General features: G+C 68.5%; 19 protein-coding genes. 3 read left to right on the top strand and 16 right to left on the bottom strand.

Annotated features, from left to right (window positions below):
- Positions 1-4: 4 nt before the first annotated feature.
- The 12 genes from IT361_00265 to IT361_00210 form a co-directional block, all read right to left on the bottom strand.
- Positions 5-826: a P-loop NTPase gene (locus IT361_00265; GenBank protein MCC6316090.1), complete on the bottom strand. Its 822-nt coding sequence runs from the start codon at positions 824-826 to the stop codon at positions 5-7.
- Positions 823-1,659: a hypothetical protein gene (locus IT361_00260; GenBank protein MCC6316089.1), complete on the bottom strand. Its 837-nt coding sequence runs from the start codon at positions 1,657-1,659 to the stop codon at positions 823-825. The genes IT361_00265 and IT361_00260 overlap by 4 nt, the downstream gene beginning before the upstream one ends.
- Positions 1,649-3,739, bottom strand: coding sequence for a flagellar biosynthesis protein FlhA (gene flhA / locus IT361_00255; protein ID MCC6316088.1), 2,091 nt, complete (start codon positions 3,737-3,739; stop codon positions 1,649-1,651). Before flhA ends, IT361_00260 begins: the two co-directional genes overlap by 11 nt.
- Positions 3,736-4,821 (bottom strand): EscU/YscU/HrcU family type III secretion system export apparatus switch protein, encoded by a 1,086-nt coding sequence (locus IT361_00250; GenBank protein MCC6316087.1) that lies wholly within the window; start codon positions 4,819-4,821, stop codon positions 3,736-3,738. The genes flhA and IT361_00250 overlap by 4 nt, the downstream gene beginning before the upstream one ends.
- On the bottom strand, positions 4,822-5,613 hold the full coding sequence (locus IT361_00245; protein ID MCC6316086.1) for a flagellar biosynthetic protein FliR: 792 nt from the start codon (positions 5,611-5,613) through the stop codon (positions 4,822-4,824).
- Positions 5,610-5,879, bottom strand: a complete 270-nt coding sequence (fliQ, locus tag IT361_00240) for a flagellar biosynthesis protein FliQ (protein ID MCC6316085.1) — start codon at positions 5,877-5,879, stop codon at positions 5,610-5,612. Before fliQ ends, IT361_00245 begins: the two co-directional genes overlap by 4 nt.
- Positions 5,876-7,147 (bottom strand): flagellar type III secretion system pore protein FliP, encoded by a 1,272-nt coding sequence (gene fliP, locus IT361_00235; protein ID MCC6316084.1) that lies wholly within the window; start codon positions 7,145-7,147, stop codon positions 5,876-5,878. The genes fliQ and fliP overlap by 4 nt, the downstream gene beginning before the upstream one ends.
- A complete protein-coding gene (gene fliN / locus IT361_00230) occupies positions 7,144-7,479 on the bottom strand; it encodes a flagellar motor switch protein FliN (GenBank protein ID MCC6316083.1) in 336 nt (111 codons plus the stop codon). Before fliN ends, fliP begins: the two co-directional genes overlap by 4 nt.
- Positions 7,476-8,513 carry a FliM/FliN family flagellar motor switch protein gene (locus IT361_00225; protein ID MCC6316082.1) on the bottom strand — a complete coding sequence of 346 codons (1,038 nt, stop codon included), beginning with the start codon at positions 8,511-8,513 and terminating at the stop codon, positions 7,476-7,478. Before IT361_00225 ends, fliN begins: the two co-directional genes overlap by 4 nt.
- A gap of 7 nt (positions 8,514-8,520) precedes the next feature.
- Entirely contained in the window at positions 8,521-9,114 is a 594-nt protein-coding gene (locus IT361_00220; GenBank protein MCC6316081.1) for a flagellar basal body-associated FliL family protein, read from the bottom strand.
- Positions 9,115-9,508: 394 nt separating this feature from the next.
- Positions 9,509-10,357: a DUF4249 domain-containing protein gene (locus IT361_00215; GenBank protein ID MCC6316080.1), complete on the bottom strand. Its 849-nt coding sequence runs from the start codon at positions 10,355-10,357 to the stop codon at positions 9,509-9,511.
- Positions 10,358-10,366: 9 nt separating this feature from the next.
- A complete protein-coding gene (locus tag IT361_00210) occupies positions 10,367-12,763 on the bottom strand; it encodes a TonB-dependent receptor (protein MCC6316079.1) in 2,397 nt (798 codons plus the stop codon).
- A 354-nt stretch (positions 12,764-13,117) separates the two neighbouring features.
- Here IT361_00210 and IT361_00205 point away from each other — a divergent pair, with 354 nt between their 5' ends.
- Positions 13,118-13,366: a hypothetical protein gene (locus IT361_00205; protein ID MCC6316078.1), complete on the top strand. Its 249-nt coding sequence runs from the start codon at positions 13,118-13,120 to the stop codon at positions 13,364-13,366.
- Positions 13,367-13,419: 53 nt separating this feature from the next.
- On the top strand, positions 13,420-14,478 hold the full coding sequence (locus IT361_00200; protein MCC6316077.1) for a hypothetical protein: 1,059 nt from the start codon (positions 13,420-13,422) through the stop codon (positions 14,476-14,478).
- Positions 14,479-14,590: 112 nt separating this feature from the next.
- Here IT361_00200 and IT361_00195 read toward each other — a convergent pair whose 3' ends face one another.
- From IT361_00195 to IT361_00185, 3 genes are all read right to left on the bottom strand, one after another.
- On the bottom strand, positions 14,591-14,761 hold the full coding sequence (locus IT361_00195) for a hypothetical protein (GenBank protein MCC6316076.1): 171 nt from the start codon (positions 14,759-14,761) through the stop codon (positions 14,591-14,593).
- A gap of 290 nt (positions 14,762-15,051) precedes the next feature.
- Positions 15,052-16,197 carry a DUF3466 family protein gene (locus IT361_00190; protein ID MCC6316075.1) on the bottom strand — a complete coding sequence of 382 codons (1,146 nt, stop codon included), beginning with the start codon at positions 16,195-16,197 and terminating at the stop codon, positions 15,052-15,054.
- Positions 16,198-16,200: 3 nt separating this feature from the next.
- Positions 16,201-16,470 carry a hypothetical protein gene (locus IT361_00185; protein MCC6316074.1) on the bottom strand — a complete coding sequence of 90 codons (270 nt, stop codon included), beginning with the start codon at positions 16,468-16,470 and terminating at the stop codon, positions 16,201-16,203.
- Between the two features lie 70 nt (positions 16,471-16,540).
- Between IT361_00185 and IT361_00180 the strand changes: the two genes are divergently transcribed.
- Complete coding sequence (locus IT361_00180) at positions 16,541-17,236, top strand: sigma-70 family RNA polymerase sigma factor (GenBank protein ID MCC6316073.1); 696 nt, start codon at positions 16,541-16,543, stop codon at positions 17,234-17,236.
- On the opposite strand, the gene IT361_00175 is transcribed toward IT361_00180, so the two are convergent.
- Positions 17,233-19,965 (bottom strand): serine/threonine protein kinase, encoded by a 2,733-nt coding sequence (locus IT361_00175; GenBank protein MCC6316072.1) that lies wholly within the window; start codon positions 19,963-19,965, stop codon positions 17,233-17,235. The two genes, IT361_00180 and IT361_00175, sit on opposite strands and share 4 nt — an antisense overlap.
- Positions 19,966-20,005: the final 40 nt, after the last annotated feature.

The raw sequence follows: 20,005 nt of genomic DNA, 5'->3' as shown, positions 1-20,005 counted from the left end.
GGTGTCATCCTTTCACGAGGCGGAGGAACGGTGGAGCGGCGGCGTCGGCGAGGAGCCGGGCGCCGATGTCGCGCACGGCCAGGGCGGCGGGTGATCCGCTCGCCGCTTCATCGGTGCCGAGCCCCGCGGCGATCACCTTCTCGAATCCCGGATCGTCGGGGATCAGACCGGCAAACGGGACCGTGCGGGAGAGAAAGCGCACCGACGCGCCATTGAGGTACTCGTGCAGACGGTCGGCCGCGTTCGCGTCGACGCGGTTGGCCAGGACGTCGACACGCACGTCAGGCGCCTGTTCGTGCAGCAGCTTGACCAGCGCGTACGTGGCGATGAGGGCGATGCGATCGTGCGCCGTCACCGCGAGGACGCGCGTGGCCCCGCAGCGGATGGCGTTGCGCAGCGATGCCGCGCTGGCTCCGGCGTCGATCACGACGAGGCCGAACGACTGGTAGAGATCGACGAGGCGCCGCAGAAGCAGCTGGTGCTCGGTGACGGTGACGCCTTCCGGGACCTGGCCGGCGCAGACGAGCGACAGCATTGGCGACACCGCGATCGCGAGTTCGTGAATACCGCGACGGCCTCCGCGCACGTCGGCAAGCGTCACCTGCGGTTCGATGCCGAGCATCGCGGCGAGCCCGCCAAAGTGCTGCGACGCATCGATGAGGAGCACCCGGGTGCCATCAGCGGCCACGGTGGCCGCAAAGAGGGCCGCCACGGTCGATGTACCTACGCCGCCTTTGCCGGCGCCGATCGCCACGACCGGTGGCCCCGCGGCCGCATGGCGACCGGCGGGCGACGGAAGCGGGCGAGCGTCGGCGGGCGTCCTCATGCCGCGGCACCTCGGCGGGTGGTCATGGGCAGACCGAGCGCGCTCAGGATCGCGCCCTTCGCTGCGTGCAGGTCGTCGGGGACCGTCTGGCCGCTCGTCACCCAGCGGATCGGCAGTTCGAGCCGGGTCGCCACGTCGGCGATCGCCTTGTCGTCGTACAGCTCGTCGAACTTGGTGAGGCACGCGTGCGTTGGCCGGCACGCGGCCATCGCCGTCATGAGCGTCGGGATCATGTCGCTGCGCAGCGAAGCCGGCACGACGAGGTGCACCTCGTCGGGCGCGGCCGCGCGCAGCATGGATTGCCACTGCACGTTGGCGTCCTTCGCGCGCGGGCTCCGCCCCGGCGTGTCGATGATCACGACGTCGCACGCATCGAGGCGCTTGAGCGCGCCGGGCATCTCGCGCACGTCGTACACGACCTCGAGCGGAAGGCTGGTCACCTCGGCGTACTGGGCGATCTGCTCGATGGCGCCGACGCGGAACGTGTCGAGCGTGAGCAGACCGACCCTTCGCGCGCCAAACGCGCGGGGGTGCAGCGCGAGCTTGGCCGCCGTGGTGGTCTTACCGGCGCCGGTGGGCCCGACGAGGGCAAGGACGAACGGGCCACTCGTGCCACGCCCGCCCTTTTCGCGCGGAAAGATCGGCGGGGGAGGGTCGAGGCGCTGTCGCAGGTCCTGGATCGCGGCGGCCGATGCGGCGACCAGTTCGACGCGCGTGCGGCGGCCTTCGCGATTGATCGCGGTGCGCAGCACCAGCACGTCTTCGCCAAGCGCGCGACGCGCCTCGTCGAAGACGATGCGAAGGTCGCTTCCGGTGAAGGTGTCAAGCAGCATACGGCAGCTCCCAGGTGGCTACGGAGTTGAGCTTCACGGCCGGCGGCAATTCGGCGAGCGAGATCACGGGCAGGGCGCCCAGCACGGGCTCCACCAAGCGGCGGATGCCAACGCGGAGAGACGGCGGGACGATGAGCGGAGGCATGCGACCCTCCATCGCGTAGGTGGTCGCCAGCAGGTTGAGTTCGCGCAGCAAGGCGGCCAGCGAGTCCGGCGTGAGCGGTGTGGCTCCGGGCTGCGCAGTCCGTGGCGAGAAGAGCTGCATGAGCGCGCCCTCCATCCGGGGACCGAGCGAGATGCCGCGCACCGCGCCGGTCTCGTCGGCAAACATGCGGGCGATCGCATTGGCCATCGCGCGGCGCACGTGTTCGGTGAGCACTTCGGCGTCCTTGGAGTGTTCGATGCCGTCACCCATGGCTTCGAGCACGGTGACGAGGTCGCGGATCGGGAGCCGTTCCCTCAACAGGCGCTGCAGCACGCGGTGTAACAGGCCGAGCGAGATCCGTGCGGGAATGAGGTCGTCGACGAGCGCGGGATGGGTCTGCTTGAGCGTCTCCACCATTTGCTGCACGTCCTGCCGCCCGAGCAGCTCGGCTGCGTTGGCCTTGAGCGACTCCATCAAGTGCGTGGCGATCACGGTTGTGGGCTCCACGACCACATATCCGTACGACTCCGCCTCGACGCGGCGCGCGGCGGCAATCCAGCGAGCCGTCAGGCCAAAGGCCGGGTCGATCGTCTCGATGCCCTCGATGGAATACGAAACACCCCCCGTATCGAGGGCGAGCTGAAAGCGTGGCATCACCTCGGCGCGCGCGATCTCGGCGCCGCGCAGCTTGATGACGTATTCGTTGGCCGGCAGGCGGATGTCGTCGCGGACGCGGATGGGCGGGATGAGGATGCCCACCTCGAGCGCGGCCTGCTTGCGCAGCAGCTGAATGCGTTCGAGCAGGTCACCGCCCTGGCGCTCGTCGATGAGCGGGATGAGGGCGTAGCCCACTTCGAGTTCAATGGGATCGAGCTGCAGCAGGTCACGCACGGGATCCGGCGCCGCGGCTTCCGGCGGCGGTGGCAGCTGCGCGATCGCCCTGGCCTCGTTGCGTCGGACCTCGGCCGCCGAGGCGCCGCGCGCGACGAAGGCCATGAGCGCGCCCAGCGTGAGGAACGGCAGCTTGGGAAGCCCGGGGACGAGGCCGAACGACCCCACGACCGCCGCCGCGATCCAGAGCGCCCGGGGGTTGGCCGCGAGCTGACCGGCGAGCTGCGTGCCCATCTGCGTCTGGCCCGACGCGCGCGTCACCACGATACCAGCGGCCGTCGAGACGATCAGCGCAGGGATCTGCGCGACGAGCCCCTCGCCGACCGTGAGGATGGTGTACTTCGTGGCCGCGTCGGCGAGGCCGAGGTTCTTCTGGACGACGGCGATGAAGATGCCGCCGACGATGTTGATGCCGGTAATGAGCAGCGCGGCGATCGCGTCGCCCTTCACGAACTTGGACGCGCCGTCCATGGCGCCGTAGAAGTCGGCCTGACGAGCGACCTCCTCGCGGCGGCGGCGTGCCTCGGCGTCGTCGATGATGCCGGCCGACAGGTCCGCGTCGATCGCCATCTGCTTGCCCGGCATCGCGTCGAGCGTGAAGCGCGCCGCCACTTCGGCCACGCGCCCCGCGCCCTTGGTGATCACGATGAAGTTGATGCCGATCAGGATCAGGAACAGCACGAGGCCCACGGCGTAGTTGCCGCCGATGACGAACTGCCCGAAGGCCTGGATCACTTCGCCGGCGTGGCCCTGCCCGAGGATGAGTCTCGTGCTCGCCACGTTGAGCGCGAGCCGGAAGAGCGTGAGCAGGAGCAACAGGGCGGGGAACGACGAGAACTCCAGTGCGTCCTGCGTCTGCATCGCCGTGAGCAGCACGACGAGCGAGAGGCCGATGCTCGTGGCCAGGAAGAGGTCGAGCAGGAACGCCGGAAGCGGGACGATGAGCAGCGCGATGACGAACACCACCGCCATCGCGAGGCCGACCTCGGCGTTGCGGCGCGCGGCGCCTTCGACGCCGGGCAGCGGGCGGACAGCGGTGCTCATGCGACCAACTCCCCGAGCGCCTTGCCGCGCACGAGGCGACGGCGGATCACGAAGGCGAGGATCTCAGCAACCGCGATGTAGAGGTCGGCCGGGATGAGCTGGCCGACGCGCGCGCCGGCCAGCAGCGCACGGGCGATCGGCTTGTTCTCGATGCAGGGGACGCCGGACTCACGCGCGATCTTCTTGATCTTCTCCGCCACCTTCCGCTGGCCCATCGCCAGGACGATCGGGGCCGGCGCCTTGTCGGGGTCGTACTGCAGGGCCACGGCGATGTGCGTCGGGTTCGTGACTACCACGTCCGCTTTCGGCACGTTGCGCATCATCTGCCGGCGCGCGATCGCCCGGGCGAACGACCGCATGCGCTGCTTCACGAGGGGATCGCCCTCGGACTGCTTCATCTCCTCGCGGATCTCGTCGCGGCTCATCTTGAGCTGCTGCTCGTGGCGCCAGAGCTGCCACGCGTAGTCGGCGGCGGCGAGCACGAGATAGGCCAGCCCAGCCGTCATCAGCAGCTTCACGACGTAGGTCTTCGTCACCATCACGAAGCCAAAGCTCGACTGCTGCGAAAGCGCCATCATGTCGTGCCACGAGGCGCCCAGCGCTTTGTACACCACCAGAGACACGAGTCCGAGCTTGGCCAGCGAGGTCACGAGGTTTGCCAGCGACTGGGTGCCCACCACGCGACTCACGTTCTTTGACGGGTCGAGCCGCGCGAAGTCGGGCGTGAGGGGCTTGAGCGAGAACACGCCGCGTGCCTGCGGAGCGGCGATCGCAAGTCCCATGGCCATCAGGGCCGCGCCCCAGCCACCGACGACTAGCAGTGTACGCACGCCCGTGGCGCGCAGCAGGTTGATTGCCGAGTCGGTCCCGTTGGGGAGCGCGGCCATGGCACGCAGCCCGTCGCCAAAGATGCCCACCATCGCGTGCCCCATCGGCGCCGCGAGGTTGAGCAGCAACGCACTGCCGAGCAGCACGAACGATGTCGTTAGCTCGGGACTGCGCGGGATGCGGCCTTCCTTCTTTGCCTCATCCCGCCGTCGCTGGGTTGGTGCCTCGGTCTTCTCCTGGTCGCTCAGCGCCATCTAGCGGCCCCCGGCATGGAACGGCGTCAGCGCCCGCCCGATGAGGTCGGCGTAGGTGGTTTCCCATCCGAGGAACCACGAACCAAGGATCGGGATGAGGGCGATCAGCGCGGCGAGGCCGGCGAGGATCTGGATCGGAAACGCGAGCGACAGGATGTTGAGCTGCGGCGCGGCGCGGCTCAGCACTGCGAGCGCGACGTTCACCATCAGCACGACCGCGATCACCGGCGCGGCGAAGCGGAGCCCGATGACGAAGAGCGCGCCGGCCATCTGCAGCATGGCGCCAAGGCCGTCCTGCAGCCGGTGCGCACCACCGACCGGGATGAGGTCGACGCTCGCCCGCAGCGCATCGAGCATCACGACGTGCGCATTGAGCGAGAGCAGCAGGGCAATGGCAAAGAGCTGCATGAACTGGCCGAGGGCCGTGCTCTGCTGCAGCGACAGCGGGTCGACGATGGCACTGCCCTGGAGGCCGATCTGGATCGCGAGCAGTTCTCCGGCCAGTTCGGCCGCGCCAACGAGGAGCGCGGCGCCGAGTCCGATGGTGAAGCCAACGAGCGCCTCACTCAACACCGACGCGGGCGTGGCCTGGACCGGTGCCGACGTGGCCGCCACCACCGGCATCATCAGGACCACCAGCACGATCAGGATGCCCGCACGGGTCTTTGGCGGAATGGTGCGCGCCGCGAACACCGGGGCGACGAGCATGAGGCCGGACACGCGCGAGCCAAAGAGCACGAGCATCGGAAGCGCTCCGGGCGCAAACACGTCGAAGGCCGGAGCCGTGTTCATTGCACCAGGGCCGGGAGCGAGCGAAGGAGCTGCGTGGTGTACTCCACGAGCAGCTGCAGCATCCATGGCAGCGCCACCACCAGCGTCAGCCCGACGCCGATCAACTTGGGGACGAAGGAGAGCGTCTGCTCCTGGATCTGCGTGACGGTCTGGAAGACGCTCACGAGGAGTCCGATCAGCAGCGCGACTGCGAGCAGCGGCGCTGCCACGAGCGCAGTGACCATCATCGCGTTGCGCGCGAGGTCCGTGACGAGGGTGTGGGTCATCGGAACCCCTGCACGAGGCTCTGGATCAGCAGCGACCATCCGTCGACCAGCACGAAGAGCAGCAGCTTGAATGGCAGCGAGATCATCGCCGGCGGGAGCATGAACATGCCCATGCTCATCAGCACGCTCGACACGACGACGTCGATGACGATGAAGGGGAGGAACAGCACGAAGCCCAGCTGAAACGCCGTGCGCAGTTCGCTGGTGACGAACGCCGACATCAGGACCACCGTGGAAACGTCTTCCGGCCCGGTCGGTCGTGAGTTGGAGAGCTCGACGAACGTCGCGAGGTCGCGTTCGCGCACCTGACGCAGCATGAACTCGCGCATCGGCCCGATCGCTTCCTTCATCATGGCCCCCTGCTCGATGCGCCCGTCCAACCATGGGGTGATGGCCTTCGTGTTGACCTCGTCGACGGTGGGCGCCATCACGAAGCCGGTGAGAATGAGCGCGAGCGCGGCCACCAGCTGTCCGGGCGGCGAGTTCTGCGTGCCAAGGGCCTGCTTGACGAAGTTCAGCACGATCAGGATGCGCGTGAAGCTCGTCATCATCAGGATCAGCGAGGGCAGCAGCGTGAGCAGCCCGAGCATGATGACGATGCCGACCGACCCGCTCATGCGGAGTCCGTTGCCGTCGCCGTCCTTCGCGAGGTTGAGGTCGAGCGACGGCAGGGCCTGGCCGAGCGCGCGATCGAGCGAGGTGGTGCCCGGCGCCTGGGGGAGCGGCACGGTGGCCGGCTGTGCGACGGTCGGCCGTGTCGATGCGCGCGCGGGCGGCGATGACTGCTGGCCCGCGCCTGCGCGCGCGGCCGACGTTTGCGTCGCCCCAGTCGACTGCGTCGCCGCCGTCGTCTGCTGCGCGAACGAAGGATGCGGGAGCGCGCCGAGCACCGCGGCGGCGAGCAGGAGCGGGAGGCCCGCCTGGCGCAAGCGCGAGAGCAGCGCGGGCGCGAACCCCTGTGCGTCGACGACGGTTGGAACAACGGCCTCGGTGGCCGCTTCGTCGGCCGTGGTCTCGATCTCGAGGATCGGCCTGACGCCCCCTTCGCCCACACTCACCGCCACCAGCTGTTCGCCGATCTTCACGACGGCAATGCCCTGACGCGGGCCGAGCGGGATACGCTGGACGACGTCGAGCGTGATGCGCGACGACCGGCGACCCGCCGGAGTGCTCATCGACACGCGGCGCAGCAGTCGCATGGTGATCGCGACCAGCCCGAGAACGAACGCAAGCGTCAGGCAGACGCCGACGAACGCGCTGAAGGTCACGCCGCGGCCTCCGCCGGGCCCTTCCTGGAGAGGATGCGCGTGAGCCGCACACCGAAGTGTTCGCCGAGCACCACCACCTCGCCCTCGGCGAAGCGACGGTCGCCAACGAAGATGTCGATCGGTTCGCCCGCGAGGCGTTCGAGCTGGATGACCGAGCCACGCCCCAGGCGCAGCACGTCCTGCACCGTCATCGACGTGCGGCCCAGTTCGATCGAGACCGGCAGCGTGAGATCGAGGAGCAGGCCTAACGGCACTTCACCGCCACCGGCGAGGGCTGCCTGCAACTCCTCGAAGGAGGCGTCCATGGGTTCCTGCGCAGCGCCTGAAGTCATGGCTTGAGTCGGGTGAGCGGAATGGCATCGGCCTCCGGGGCGGACTGGAGGCCGTCGGTAAGGCGAACGGCGAGCGACGGACCCATGCGGCCCGGCGACGCGCGAAAGCGGCGCTGCGAGCCGACGAACACGTCGAGTTCGGCGGTGCGTTGAATGCCCGTCTGTAGCACGCCGCCCACCGAGAGCCCGAGCAGGTCGCGCATCGAGAGCTGGAAGGTCGGCAGGCGCGCCGAGACCCAGGTGCGTGCGCCGCGCAGCGAATGCTCGGCCAGCTGACGGTTCGCGTCGCGCTCGACGGGCGATCCCTGCGTGGCCACGCGCGATTCGTTGCCGTGGGCAAAGAAGTCCTCCAGCACCGCGAACGGCAGGCACACCAGCACCAGGCTGCTCGTCTCGGCGGCTGTGACCTCGACACTGGCCACGAGCATCGGATCTTCGCGGTTCGCTACGCGCAGAATCTCGGGAATCGACTCGAAGCCCACGAGTTCGAGATCGAGCTTGAGCCAGTCGGACCAGACTTCGCTCAGCACGCCCAACATGCGCTCGGCCACGACGCGCACCGCCATGCGTTCGATCGGCGTGAGGCTGCGGCCCGGGACCGCCGGTGTACCGCTGCCCCCAAACAGTCGATCGACCAGGAAGTAGGCGAACTCGTGGCCAAAGTCGATGACGCCGTGCTGGCCCGTCTCGCCGATCTCGAAGGTGTACGAGGCACACGGCGTGGGCAGCGAGAGCGTGAACTCGCCAAAGCTGAAGTGTTCGACGCTCTGCAGTTGCAGCTGAACGCCGCCGCGTACTCGGCCGAGCAACCAGCCCTCGACCGACTTGGCGAATCGCTCGTAGACGGCTTCGAGCGAGCGCAGTTTTTCCTTGGAGATCCGGTGCGGGCGGCGGAAGTCGTAGACCTGCGACTCGCCGCCAGCCGTGCCGCCACGCGTGGTTGCGACGTCGGGCTCACCCGCTGGTGCCGCGCCGCTGCTGGCGCTCCCGAGGAGCGCGTCGATCTCGTTCTGCGAGAGGGACTCGGATGACACGGGCGCCTTACTGGATGACGAACTGCGGGAAGAACACGCTGCGGATCGCCTGCTTGCGCTGCGCCTTGGGCACGAGGTTCGTGAGCGAGTCGGCGAGTTCGCGACGCAGGGAGTCGCGCATCGACATGTCGGAGAGCTGATCCACCGACTTGGCGCCCATCACGCGCAGCACGATGTCGCGCACTTCGGCGTCGCGACTCTTGAACGACTCGACCAGCGCCGCATCCTTGAACTCGATCGCGGCCGCGATCATGAGGAAGCGGGTGCCGTTCGAGCCCGCCGGGTTGAGCACGAGGTTGTCGATCAGGTGCAGGTTGGGCGCTCCGCCGCCGCCTTCGCCTTCCGGCGCGTGTTCCCCTGCGGCGGCCGCTGCGCCGTGTTCACCGTCGGCGGCTTCACCTTCGCCTTCTGCGTGCGTGGTGTCGGCGGTGACGACGTAGCCGGAGCTTTTCGCGACCATCGGACCAACGGCGAAGAGGCCGCCGGCGACGCCGATGACCAGGCCGCCGACGAGGGCGCCGATCAGGACGGCGCCTTTGGGCGGCTTCTTCGCCTTGGGGACGTCGGTGGCTTCGGGTGCTGCTTCTGGTGCGTCGGACATGGTGGGCCAGACCGGGTGAGCTGGGCGCAATTCGCCCGGTCATGGGAAAGGCAGGCCGCGGGCCATGTCGTTGGGGGAGGTCGCGAGGGTGCGGTGTGCGACCTAACGCACGGAGTCACAGCGGGTTGCGGGGCCGTTAGGCGGTTCCCATGGCGCGGGGAGCCACCCGGCAACGGCGGCGCGGCGGCACGAATTGCCGAGGTCGATGGGGACGCGATTGCCGGTCAGCCGGCCGCCTGGACGCGGGACCGCACCATACGCTCCGCCTCGTCCAATGGCGAAGCGTTCTCGGCACGAGCGCGTGCAATGCAGATCGACAGCGTACCCACGGTGCGCCTACCGCGGGTCATCGCGACGCCGTTCGACACGATTCAGGGCGCTGCCACCGCGACGATCAACGCGCCCGCACCCCCCGCGCCTCGGCCACCTCGCTGACGTAGAAGTATCCCAGCGCCGGTTGCAGAGGGTTTGTCAGGTTGGCGACATTGCCGCGAACGCTCGCCGGGGGAACCGAGAACGCCGATCCGTCCGCGCCAACCTGGTCGGACAAGGCGAAGTAGTATCGATAGGTGGCCTCCGAGATACCCACCTGGCGCACGAGGACGCTCGAGCCCACCGCGATGCCGATGCCTTCGAACGGCTGAAAACCGAGCACCGGCTTTCCATCGACCGCGTCGTCCGGCGCGATGATGCGCATCTTGAACGTCGAGTCGGGGCCAAGCATCCGGCGGCCGTCCACGAACTGGTCCCAGAGGTAGAAGTTCTTCTCGCCCGCCGGATCGCGCGTGTCGATCGTCGCACGCACGCCGTCTTCGCCGGAGAAGCGACCCGGTTTGGGTGCCGCGAAGTACAGGGAGTCGATCACACTCACGGTCATCGTGCGTTCCACGCCCTCGTACCGCTGCCCCTCCCAGTTGATGCGCAGCGTGTACATGCGATCGCGCGTGACGACGAGAGCGCTCGTTTGGTACGTGCCCGGTACGTTCGACTCGCTGAACGTCGTGGTTTGGCCTCGGTCGTCGGTCACCCTCACGGTTGCGCCGGTGGCCGCCGGCGGCAGCGTTCCCGAGAAGTACGAACCCGTGGTGCTCAGGCGGATCGCCTGCTGACCCGTCACATTGCCGAGAATACGCTCGAGCCGTGCCTCGACCACCAGGCGACGCGGACCCTCATCCACGTCGACGTCCACCACCCGTTCGCACGCCGTCAGCGCGGGCACCAGGGCCAGGAGAAGTCGCTTCATGCCGGGACCCTAAAACTTGAAAGTGTACGAGATGCTCGGCACGATGCCGAACACCGAGAACTGCACGGCCTCCGTGCGGAGCGGATCGGACTCGGCCTGGCGGAACGTCATGCTCTGTGCGTTGAACCGGTTGTACGCGTTGAACACGCCGAACTGCAGCTCGTTGCGACGGCCCGAGCGCGTGAGGCTCAGGTCGAGGCGATGGTACATGGGCAAGCGCGCACTGTTGCGTGGCCCGTAGTCGGGGATGACGTACCCGTCCACCACGTAGCGCGAGACCGGATACGTCGCCGGCAGCCCGCTGGCGAGTGTGAACGTGCTGCCGAGGGTCCAGCGCTTCCACACGGGTCGCACGGCAACGATCGCGAGGTCGTGGAGCTTGTCGGTGGGCGCACGCAGCCATGCACCATCGTTGATGCCGGCGTCCTGGCCGGCCCTGAACCGGGTCTCGGCGCGGCTCAGCGCGTACGACACCCATCCCGTAAGGTCGCCGACCTGCTTGCGCAGGAACAGTTCGAGCCCATAGGCCCGTCCAACTCCCTGCAGCAGCACCGTCTCGATCTGCGGGTTCAGGATGGGGTCGGACCCCTCCACGAAGTCCAGCACGTTGTACGACCGCTTGAAGTACGACTCGGCGGAAAACTCGTAGCCGCCGTCGCGCAAGGTCGCCTGGTACCCGAGCGCCACCTGGTCGGCGCGCTGCGGGCGAGTGTAGGGACCCATGGGCTCCCACGCGTCGAGCGGTGTTGGCGCGTTGGTGCGCGTGGCCAGCAGGAGGTACTGGCGGGTGCGCGCGTAGCTGGCCTTGATCGACGTGACGGGCGTGATCCCAACGCGTAGCGACACCCGAGGCTCCAGGCCGCCGGCATCGGCTATGACGCCAGACGACGTGCGAGTGCTGTCGATCGGGAGAACCGGCTCGTAGCGATGCAGCGCATCGTTCCACACGACCGGCTTGTCACCGGGATACCGATAGGTCGTGCCGGGGCCCACGCGCGCGAAATGGGAGTATCGGGTGCCGTAGGCGAGCGTGACGCTCGGTCCGATGTCGACCACGTGCCCCAGGTAGACGGCGCCCGATCGTCCGTGCCGCGTGGTGACGCGAACGGCCTGCACCGCCGAGGTGTCGCGGGGCACAAGGTCGCCGGGACGCATGGCATGCGTGGCGCCCTCGAAGCCAAACTCCAGGATGTTCCGTTCGGAAAAGTGCCAGGACTCCTCGAGCCGCAGTTCCTGACTCGTGATGCGCGACGTCCAGTCCACCCGAGAGTCGAGGAACGTGAACCCCAGCAGGTAGTCGTAGCTCCCGAGTGTGTAGGACGCTTTGGAGAAGAGGCGGGAGCGGAAAATCTGATTCCAGCGCAGCGTGCCGGACACGTTGCCCCAGCCGGCGGCAAAGTCTTTCGACGGGCTGAGCAGGTCGCGGCCGGCGTAGCCCGAGGCCATCAGCGTGCCCGTGCTGCCTAACGGTACATTGGCCTTGGCGTTGAGGTCGTAGAACCAGGCCCTGGTGTCGCGCACCGAGCTGTCCGGCGACAGCTTGAGAAAGACGTCGGCGTAGGAGCGGCGGGCGGCGATCAGGAACGAGCCCCGGGTGCCCTTGAGGGGGCCTTCGAGCAGGAGCCGGCTCGAGAGGAGTCCGATGGACGCCGTTCCGCCGAAGTCGGAGGCGTTGCCTTCGCGCTGGCGCGCATCGAGCACCGACGACAACCGCCCACCGAAACGCGGTGGGATCGCGCCTTTGTGCAGCGTCATGTCGGCCACCGCGTCGGCATTGAACACGCTGAGGAAGCCGAGCACGTGCGCCGGGTTGTAGATCGTCGCTTCGTCGAGGAGGATCAGGTTCTGGTCGCTGCTGCCGCCGCGCACGCTGAAGGCCGTCGAGAAGTCGCTCGATCGTGACACGCCGGGCAGGAGCGTGATGCTGCGCAGCGGGTCCACCTCTCCCAGGGCGGCGGGAGCCTGGCGAATCGTCTGCAGGTCGAGCCGCGCGACGCTCATCTCGGCGGTCGTTGGATCGATATCCGACTTCTGCTCGTCGGCGGCCACCTGCACGCGCTGCAGTTCGACGACGCGCGGCACGAGGAAGAAGTCCCGCGTGGACGAGGCGGTGAGCGTGATGCTGGTGTCGAGAGGGGCAAAGCCCACCGCGCGCACGCGAATGCGGTGCTCGCCGGGTGTCAGGTTCAGGAAGTAGAATCCGTCCGTGTTGCTTTGTCCGCGGGCGCTGTCCCCGTCTGCGGCAAGGATGGCATAGCGCACCACGTCGCGGCTTTCGGCGTGTCGGATGTAGCCCGACAGCTGAACGGTGGCCTGGGCCTGGGCCGTGGCGGGCAGGGCGATGGCGAGGAAGAGCAGCGCACCCGTGATGCGGAGCGCACGGGTGGGCAATGATGAGACGGGCATCGGCAGAAGGGCACAGGTCGACATCAGCGGACTACGACACCATCGCGCAGCGGAGTTTCATCCGCATCGGGCGAGAACACGCAAGTCACGATGAGCGTGCACGTCCGGTCGCCACGTCGCACCGGCCGTGTCGCCGCTCACCGACTCAACACATCCACAGGTGCGGCGGTGGCGGAGGGAGTGGCATCCTTGGTGACTGGTGGCGTCCGACCGGCGTGTCGTTCAGAGGCTGACGACCTGGGCCAAACGGCGGCGCGCGGCTCTTTCGCAGGCCGTGTAGCGCGGACGCACGGCTCGACGTGGCCGGAACGCACGTCAGAGCGCGCCTCTCCAGCAACCCCACCCGGAGGCCTGATGTTCGCCGTCGTGCTCTTCGTGTCCACCACCGTGGCCGCACCCCCACTTCGCCCACGCGATTGCCCCCATTGCGGAGTGTACTCCGGTCCCAACGTCACGCGCGTGATCGACCCCTACCTGCGCCGGCCCGACATCTGGCCCGAGTTCGACCCCGCGACCTGCCAGTTCGAGGTGGCGCGCGGATCGTTCGTCACGCTCACCCGGGCGGCATGCTCGAGCGAAACCACCTGGCGCGCCACCCGCTGAGAAACATCGACCCGTGCGTCCGTTGAGCAGGAAGGCAACAACAGGAGTGACGCATGGGACAGCAGCGGGCGATCGGGCCAGTACTGGTACTCCTCATGGGCGCTTGCCGGCCCGACGCCGCGACGGCGCCACCCCCGAGAGTGATCTCCGAGGCGACGACGGCGAGCAGCGTGTACCCAGCAGGTCAATACAAGCCGATCACGATCGCGGGTGAGGGCTACTTCAGCGATATCAGCGACGCGAACCTGATCGTCGGCTTCATGAACGACACCGCAATCGCGATGCCGCTGCACGGCACCGTGGTTCAGCTGACGACGGCGCCGGGCTACGCCTCGCGCGCCAACGGCGTGAACGGCCGAGGTGGCATCGTCGGCTCGGTCATCTTTGGATCCGTGGCCGCACCAGTGGCCCGACCAGCCTATTGGCCTCGCGTCGGACTGAACCCGATCCTTTTGCCGCACGTCGGCGTCGCACACGAAATCAACGACGCCGGGATCGCCGTCGGCCAGATCGAACGCCGGGGTCGCAGCTATGCGTATGCGTGGGATGTCAGCGGGGTGACCGGCAAACCGCTATGGTTCCTGCCGCCGCTGCCCGGCGGGCGGAACACGAGCGCCGTCGCCATCAACGCCGACTGGATCATCCTTGGCACGTCGGATGGGCCCGCCGGGTGGCAGTCGGTCGTCTGGCAGTGGAACGGGAGCGGGTGGACGCCACGCGCGGTCAACGGCGGGATCTTTGGCAACGACATCGACTCCGGCTTCGGCATCGTTGGCAGCACGGGAAGCACGGCATCGTTTGGCAATCCGGATCACGCTGGCTTCTTTCTCACGGGCGCGTCATCGATGGCCTGGGGCGTGAACGCGCGCGGGGTGGCGACGGGGGACGCCGTGGCGGCGTCGACGGGCTGGCCGCAGAACACGGGCGCCTTCGTGGCCGATCGCGGAGGCAATGTGACGTTCCTTCCGCTGCCCACCGTGGTGTTCGGCTTTGCATGGCGGGCGACCTACGGGTACGGAATCAACACGTGCGGGGTCGTGGTCGGCACGGCGTGGGGCTTCCCGGGGCATCCCTACACGGCACAACCCGCGATCTGGGACCCGGGGTGTTAGGCGCGGGATCTGGTGAGGCGACCGCGGCCCCCTGGCGCGGGGGGTCAGGGCTTGCCGCGCCCGGTGGTCCCACCCACCGAGAGCAACGTTGAGCGGGCCAGCTCCTGGCCGTTCAGCCCCGTCGTGCGACGGCGCGCCCTGCCCGATACCTGGCTTCGCTCGCACACGCCGCGCGCGAGAGGGTCACGAACACCCCGTGCGCGACCTCGAACTGGCACGTCGGCGCCGAGAACTCTGGCCAGATGTCCGGCTTGAGCAGGTACGCATCGAGCACGCGGCTCACGTTCGGCCCGGCATAGACGCCGCACCATGCGCAAGTGCGCGGCTTCGCGGTGTGTGTGAGGTGGAGGGCTAAGACAGCCAATCCAGTCGTGATCATGTGCCTGGCCTCGCGGTGTGTGTCATCATCGAGCGCCGATGTCAGTAGAAGTGGTGTAAGCATGTTGAGCTGTGGTTGAACGGATGCCGCAGGTCTGGTGATGGCCACGCGTCGACCGACCACTTCCCTCACGCGACCACGAAGCCGCGGACCCGCGTGGAGAAGCGCCGCGTGATCTCGAACCGAGTGGGAGCCTAGTCGCACGGGTAGCGCCTGACCCCGCGAACCACCACATAACGAGCCCACACCACCGCCCGGCGGGCTGCTGGCTGGTTCGCCGGCTGCATGATGCCAACCACGCGACCACACGTGTTCACGTCCGTCGCCTGGCTGACCGAGAACTGTGGCAGCAGCGGCAACCGGTCGGGACTCGTCGGTCCGCCGACGTACCAGGTGCTCGTGACGGCGCGCTTTCGCGAATTGAGCAGCGTCGTGGCCACCATGCGGCCCTTGTCACTCAGCGCGACCTCGTGCGCACCCACCATCCCGCTCAGGTACTCTGGCTGGAGTGAGCTGTGAATCGTCGACGGCACCGCGTTGGTTGGATAGCTGCTCCAGCCGATCCAGTCGCCGTTGTTGTTGATGTCGTAAACCCGGTTCGAGTCCGCGTAGATCACACCGTTGTTGAGCGGATAGATCGGCGTGAAGGTCTTGGCGGCGTCCCATCGCGCCCCGGAGTACAGCGAGAACGTCGTGTGGAAGTCCCCGAACCCGACGATCACGCCCGCGTTGTTGATCGCGCGCGCGTCGCTGTGCAGACCGGGTTGGAACCACGGGTTCAGATCCTCGAGCTTGCCCTTGGCCCAGCGCGATGCATGGCGGTCGCCGCGGGCGTTCCGGAACGACCCGACCACCGTGTTCCCGTCGTTGATGGCGTAGGCGACGGATGCACCCACCGTGTCCGTCCCTGGCAGCGGACCAACGACGCCAGCTGCGTCCCACATCACGGCGGTGTTCACGCGCCCGCGCTTGGTGAGTGTGGCCACACCGACGATCGAACCGTTCTTGTTGATGCCGTGCGCGCGGGTGTTCCGATACCCTGCCTGCGTCCCGATATCCGTGAGCACACCGTTCGCATACCTGAACGCGTGAACCGCGCCGCCGGCCACGTTGCCATAGCCGACCACCACGCCGCCCTCATTGATCGCCGTCGCGTGCGACCACGTGCCGCCGGGAAGCAGAGGCAGCAGGTTCACTTCCCATGTGGTGGCCGCGGCGCTCACGTCGGCATTGGCGTCCATGGGAACCAACGCGCGGCTCGGCGCCGCAACCGTATCGAGTGAACAGGCGCCGAGAAGGCCAACAGCGACGATCGCCGAAGATCGAGCAAGCTGCCGCATGGCTCAGACCCTCCCGGCGATCAGGGCGCGTCCGGCCCGATAGCGCGCTTCACTCGTGCACGCAGCCGGCGACAGCTTCACGAACGCGCCGCGCGCGACTTCGAACTGGCAGGTGGCGCCCTCGAACTCCGGCCAGATGTCCGCGCGCCGGAGGTAGGGATCGATGACGTGATGCGCGTTGGGTCCCGCGTAAACGCCGCAGGCGGCGCATTCTCTCGGCATCACGGTGTGCGTCGCGGCAAGCGTCGACGCCAGCAGGGTCACGGCGTACATCAGAGCTCCGGGTTCGATGGTCCAAAGGAGAGGCGAAATCGGTGCGGCAACCCGGCCAACGCACCTCCGAATGCGCCTGGCGGGCCTTCCCCGAAGGCGTGATCGACCCGAGAATCCGGCCACAGGGATCAGCTGGCCCGCGACGTGCATCGCACAGCGGACGACGTCTCCCCACGGCTCGGTCATTCTGCCGTCCACCGACCTTCCCGCCCCCGTGCAGGACATCACCGCGCTCGTTCTCTCCACGGATCCCTCCGCGCCGGTCGTCGAGCGGCTCGTCCCCCTGGTCTACGACCAGCTGCGCGAGATCGCCCGGCGGCATCTGCGCAACGAGCAGGCGGGGCACACGCTCTCCACCACGGCCCTGGTCCACGAGGCGTACCTGCGGCTCGTGAACGTGCCGGAGCTGCCCGAGGAGAACCGGGCGCGGTTCCTGGCGGCGGCCTCGGTGGCCATGCGTCGTGTGCTCCTGGACTACGCCCGCGCCCGCAAGGCCGACAAGCGCGGGGGTCTGCGACGGCGCGTCACGCTCGACGACGCGCTCGGGCTCCCGGCCGGCGACGCCGCAGACGATCTGCTCCCGCTCGACGACGCCCTCACGCGCCTCTCGGCGATCGACCCGCGGCTCGTCCAGGTCGTCGAGTGCCGGTTCTTCGGCGGCATGACCGACCTCGAAACGGCGATGGCGTTAGGCACGTCGGAGCGCACCGTCCGGCGCGATTGGCTCAGGGCCCGGGGCTGGCTCGCCGCCGAGCTGGGCGCCTAACGTTTCGCGCGCCAGGCGTCGAACTCGCGGCGGACCGGCGCAGCGCGCCACGCGACCCAGGGCTTCGACTCCAGCGTCGCCAGCGCTTCCACATACATTGAGTCGGCGGCCGCGCGCTGGCCCAGCGCGGCACGCACGCGCGCCATGATCAGCAGGGGCTCCGTTGCTTCGACCGATGCACGCCCCAGGTGCGCCTCCCGATGGGCCAGCGCCACCTTCGCCATGGAGTCCGCTTCCGCCTTTTCACCGAGCGCCAGTGCCGCGGCTGCGAGCGCGGCGAGGAGGTCCGCGAAGCGTTCGTGCTCCGGCGGCAACGAGCGCCGCGCCACGTGCAGCGCCGAGTCGAGCATGCGCTTCGCTTCCTGCGTGCGCCCCTGCGCGAGCAGGGCGCGCCCGAGCCAGTGCAGCGGCTGCGATACGTATCCATGCTCGTCGCCCAACACTCGGCGTGCATCACGGTGGATCTGCCGGAACTCGACCTCGGCTCGGCCAGCGTATCCCGCGAGGAGGTGCGTGCGCGCCAGGTTGTTCCGCCCGATCAGCACGGGGACGTAGTCCGGACCCCGGAGTCGCGTGAGCATTTCGATGGTCGCGCGGAACATCGAGTCGGCCGCGGCGAACTCGCCGTGGTCCATGAGGTTGAAGGCCACCAGGTTCATCGCCTCGGCGACACGCTCGTGGCCATCGGGATAGGTCATGCGCTGGAGCCGCAGAACCTCACGCTGAATGACGGCGGCCGAGTCCTTCAGGCCCAGCGCGTCGAGGATCAGTCCCTGGTTCATCACCATCACGACGTGCCCGGGATCGTTGGCCGGTACCCGGGCGCTCTCGAACGCGGTCGCCCTGCGAATGGCGGTGTCGGCACTCCGATAATGTCCGGCATCGATGAGCAGGACGCCGTAGTCGTTCCAGAACGTCGACAAAACCGCCGAGTCGGCGTGTCCACGTTCGGCGAGGGCGATCGCTTCGCGAAACGCCGAGTCTGCGGAGGGATAGTTGAAGGCGAGCCGCTGGATGCTGCCGAGGATGTTCCAGGCCTGGGCGACCGCCGTGTCACGCGCGCCTGACGAGCGCAGCACCGCAATGCCGCGTCTGGCGAGGGAATCCGCGGACGGCAGTTCGCCCAGCGCGAGGCGCACGGTCGCGTGCATGACGAGGGCTCGCGCGCGGGCGTCGTCCGCGCCGTCGTCGACACTGTCGGCCAGCAGGACGGCTCGCTGCAGCAGCGTGTCGGCCGTCGGCAAGCGACCCAGGTTGCGATAGATCTCCCCGAGCGCGAGCAGCAGGTCGAATCTCGTGTCGGGCTGGTCGGCGAATCGGGCGTCGAGGCGCGCCGTGGCGCGGTCGAGCATCTCGCCGGCCGTGAGGCTGTCGCCGCGTGCGTTGGAGGGGTCGGACTCCTGAAACACGCCCGCGAGGAACTGGCGCGCCGCGGTGGCACGCGCGGCGCTCTGTGCCACACGACGCGACTGCCACACGATGCCGGCGCTGCCACCGATGACGCTCAGCGTGACCAGCGCTGCCGCCGTCGCCGCCACGGTATTGCGTCGGAGAAACTTGCCGGTGCGATACCGCCATGTGTCGGGTCGCGCGCTGATGGGATGGCCGGCGAGGTGCCGGCGCACATCGTCGGCCAGCTGCTCCACCGTGCGATACCGGCGGCTTCCCTCGGTGCGCAGCGCCGCCAGCACGATCGTCTCGAGGTCGTCGCGCAGCCGGCGCGCGAGTCCCTCCACGGACAGCGCGCGTGCGACGGCGCCGGTTGGCGTCACGGCTCTCGACGGTGGCGTGATGGCTCCCTCGAGCACGATGCGCGGCCAGTCGGTCTCCGGTCGGCCTCGCAGCTGGTGCGGTCGTGCGCCACTGAGCAGTTCGTACAGCACCACGCCCAGCGAGTACACATCGCTCGACGTCGTCACCGGCTCGCCACGCCACTGTTCCGGTGCGGCGTACTCCGGGGTGAACGCGCGCAAGCCCGTGCGCGTGACACCGTCGTCTTCGCCCTCGGTCAGCCGCGCGATGCCGAAGTCCAGCAGCTTGACCTGCCCGGCCGACGTGACAAAGATGTTCGACGGCTTGAGGTCGCGATGGATCACCAGCTTCTGGTGCGCGAACTGCACCGCGTCGCACACGGCAAGAAAGAGCTGAAGGCGTTGCGTGACGTCGGCGCGGCGATCGTCGCACCAGGTGTCGAGCGGCGCGCCGTCGATGTACTCCATCGCGAACCACGGCTCGCCGTCGTCGGTGAGGCCGCCGTCCACGAGGTGCGCGATGTTGGGGTGATCGAGGCGCGCCAGGATCTGCCGCTCGCGCAGGAAGCGCTGCCGCGCCTCGGCGGCGGCCAGGCCGCGATGCACGACCTTGATCGCAACTTGCTGCTCGAACTGTCCGTCCGAGCGCTCGGCGAGGAACACGGCGCCCATGCCGCCGCGTCCCAGTTCACGCACGAGGCGCCACGCACCCACCCGCGTGTCGAGCGTGGTCGCGCGATCGTCGCCGGCGAGCGCGTCGGCCACGAGGGCAGGGGAGAGCTCGATCGGCAAGGCGTCGTTGGCGGCGCCGGCGATGAACCGCTCGAGCCAGGCGAGCAGTGCGGCATCTCCGTTGGCGGGCGCACGCAGGATCTCGCGCGCTTCCGTCCACGGTCGTCCCATGGCCTCGTCGAGGAATGGCTCGAGCGTGAGCCACTCCTCCCGCGATGGGGAGCGTGGGAGGAGCGGGTCGTGCACGCGGTGATGATCGCTCCGCCGAGTGGCCGCCGTCCAGAGG

It is taken from the genome of Gemmatimonadaceae bacterium (genome assembly GCA_020846935.1).
Lineage (GTDB): Bacteria > Gemmatimonadota > Gemmatimonadetes > Gemmatimonadales > Gemmatimonadaceae > RBC101.
The sequence above is the reverse complement of the archived record's forward strand: the minus strand, read 5'-3'. Positions and strand labels throughout refer to the sequence as shown.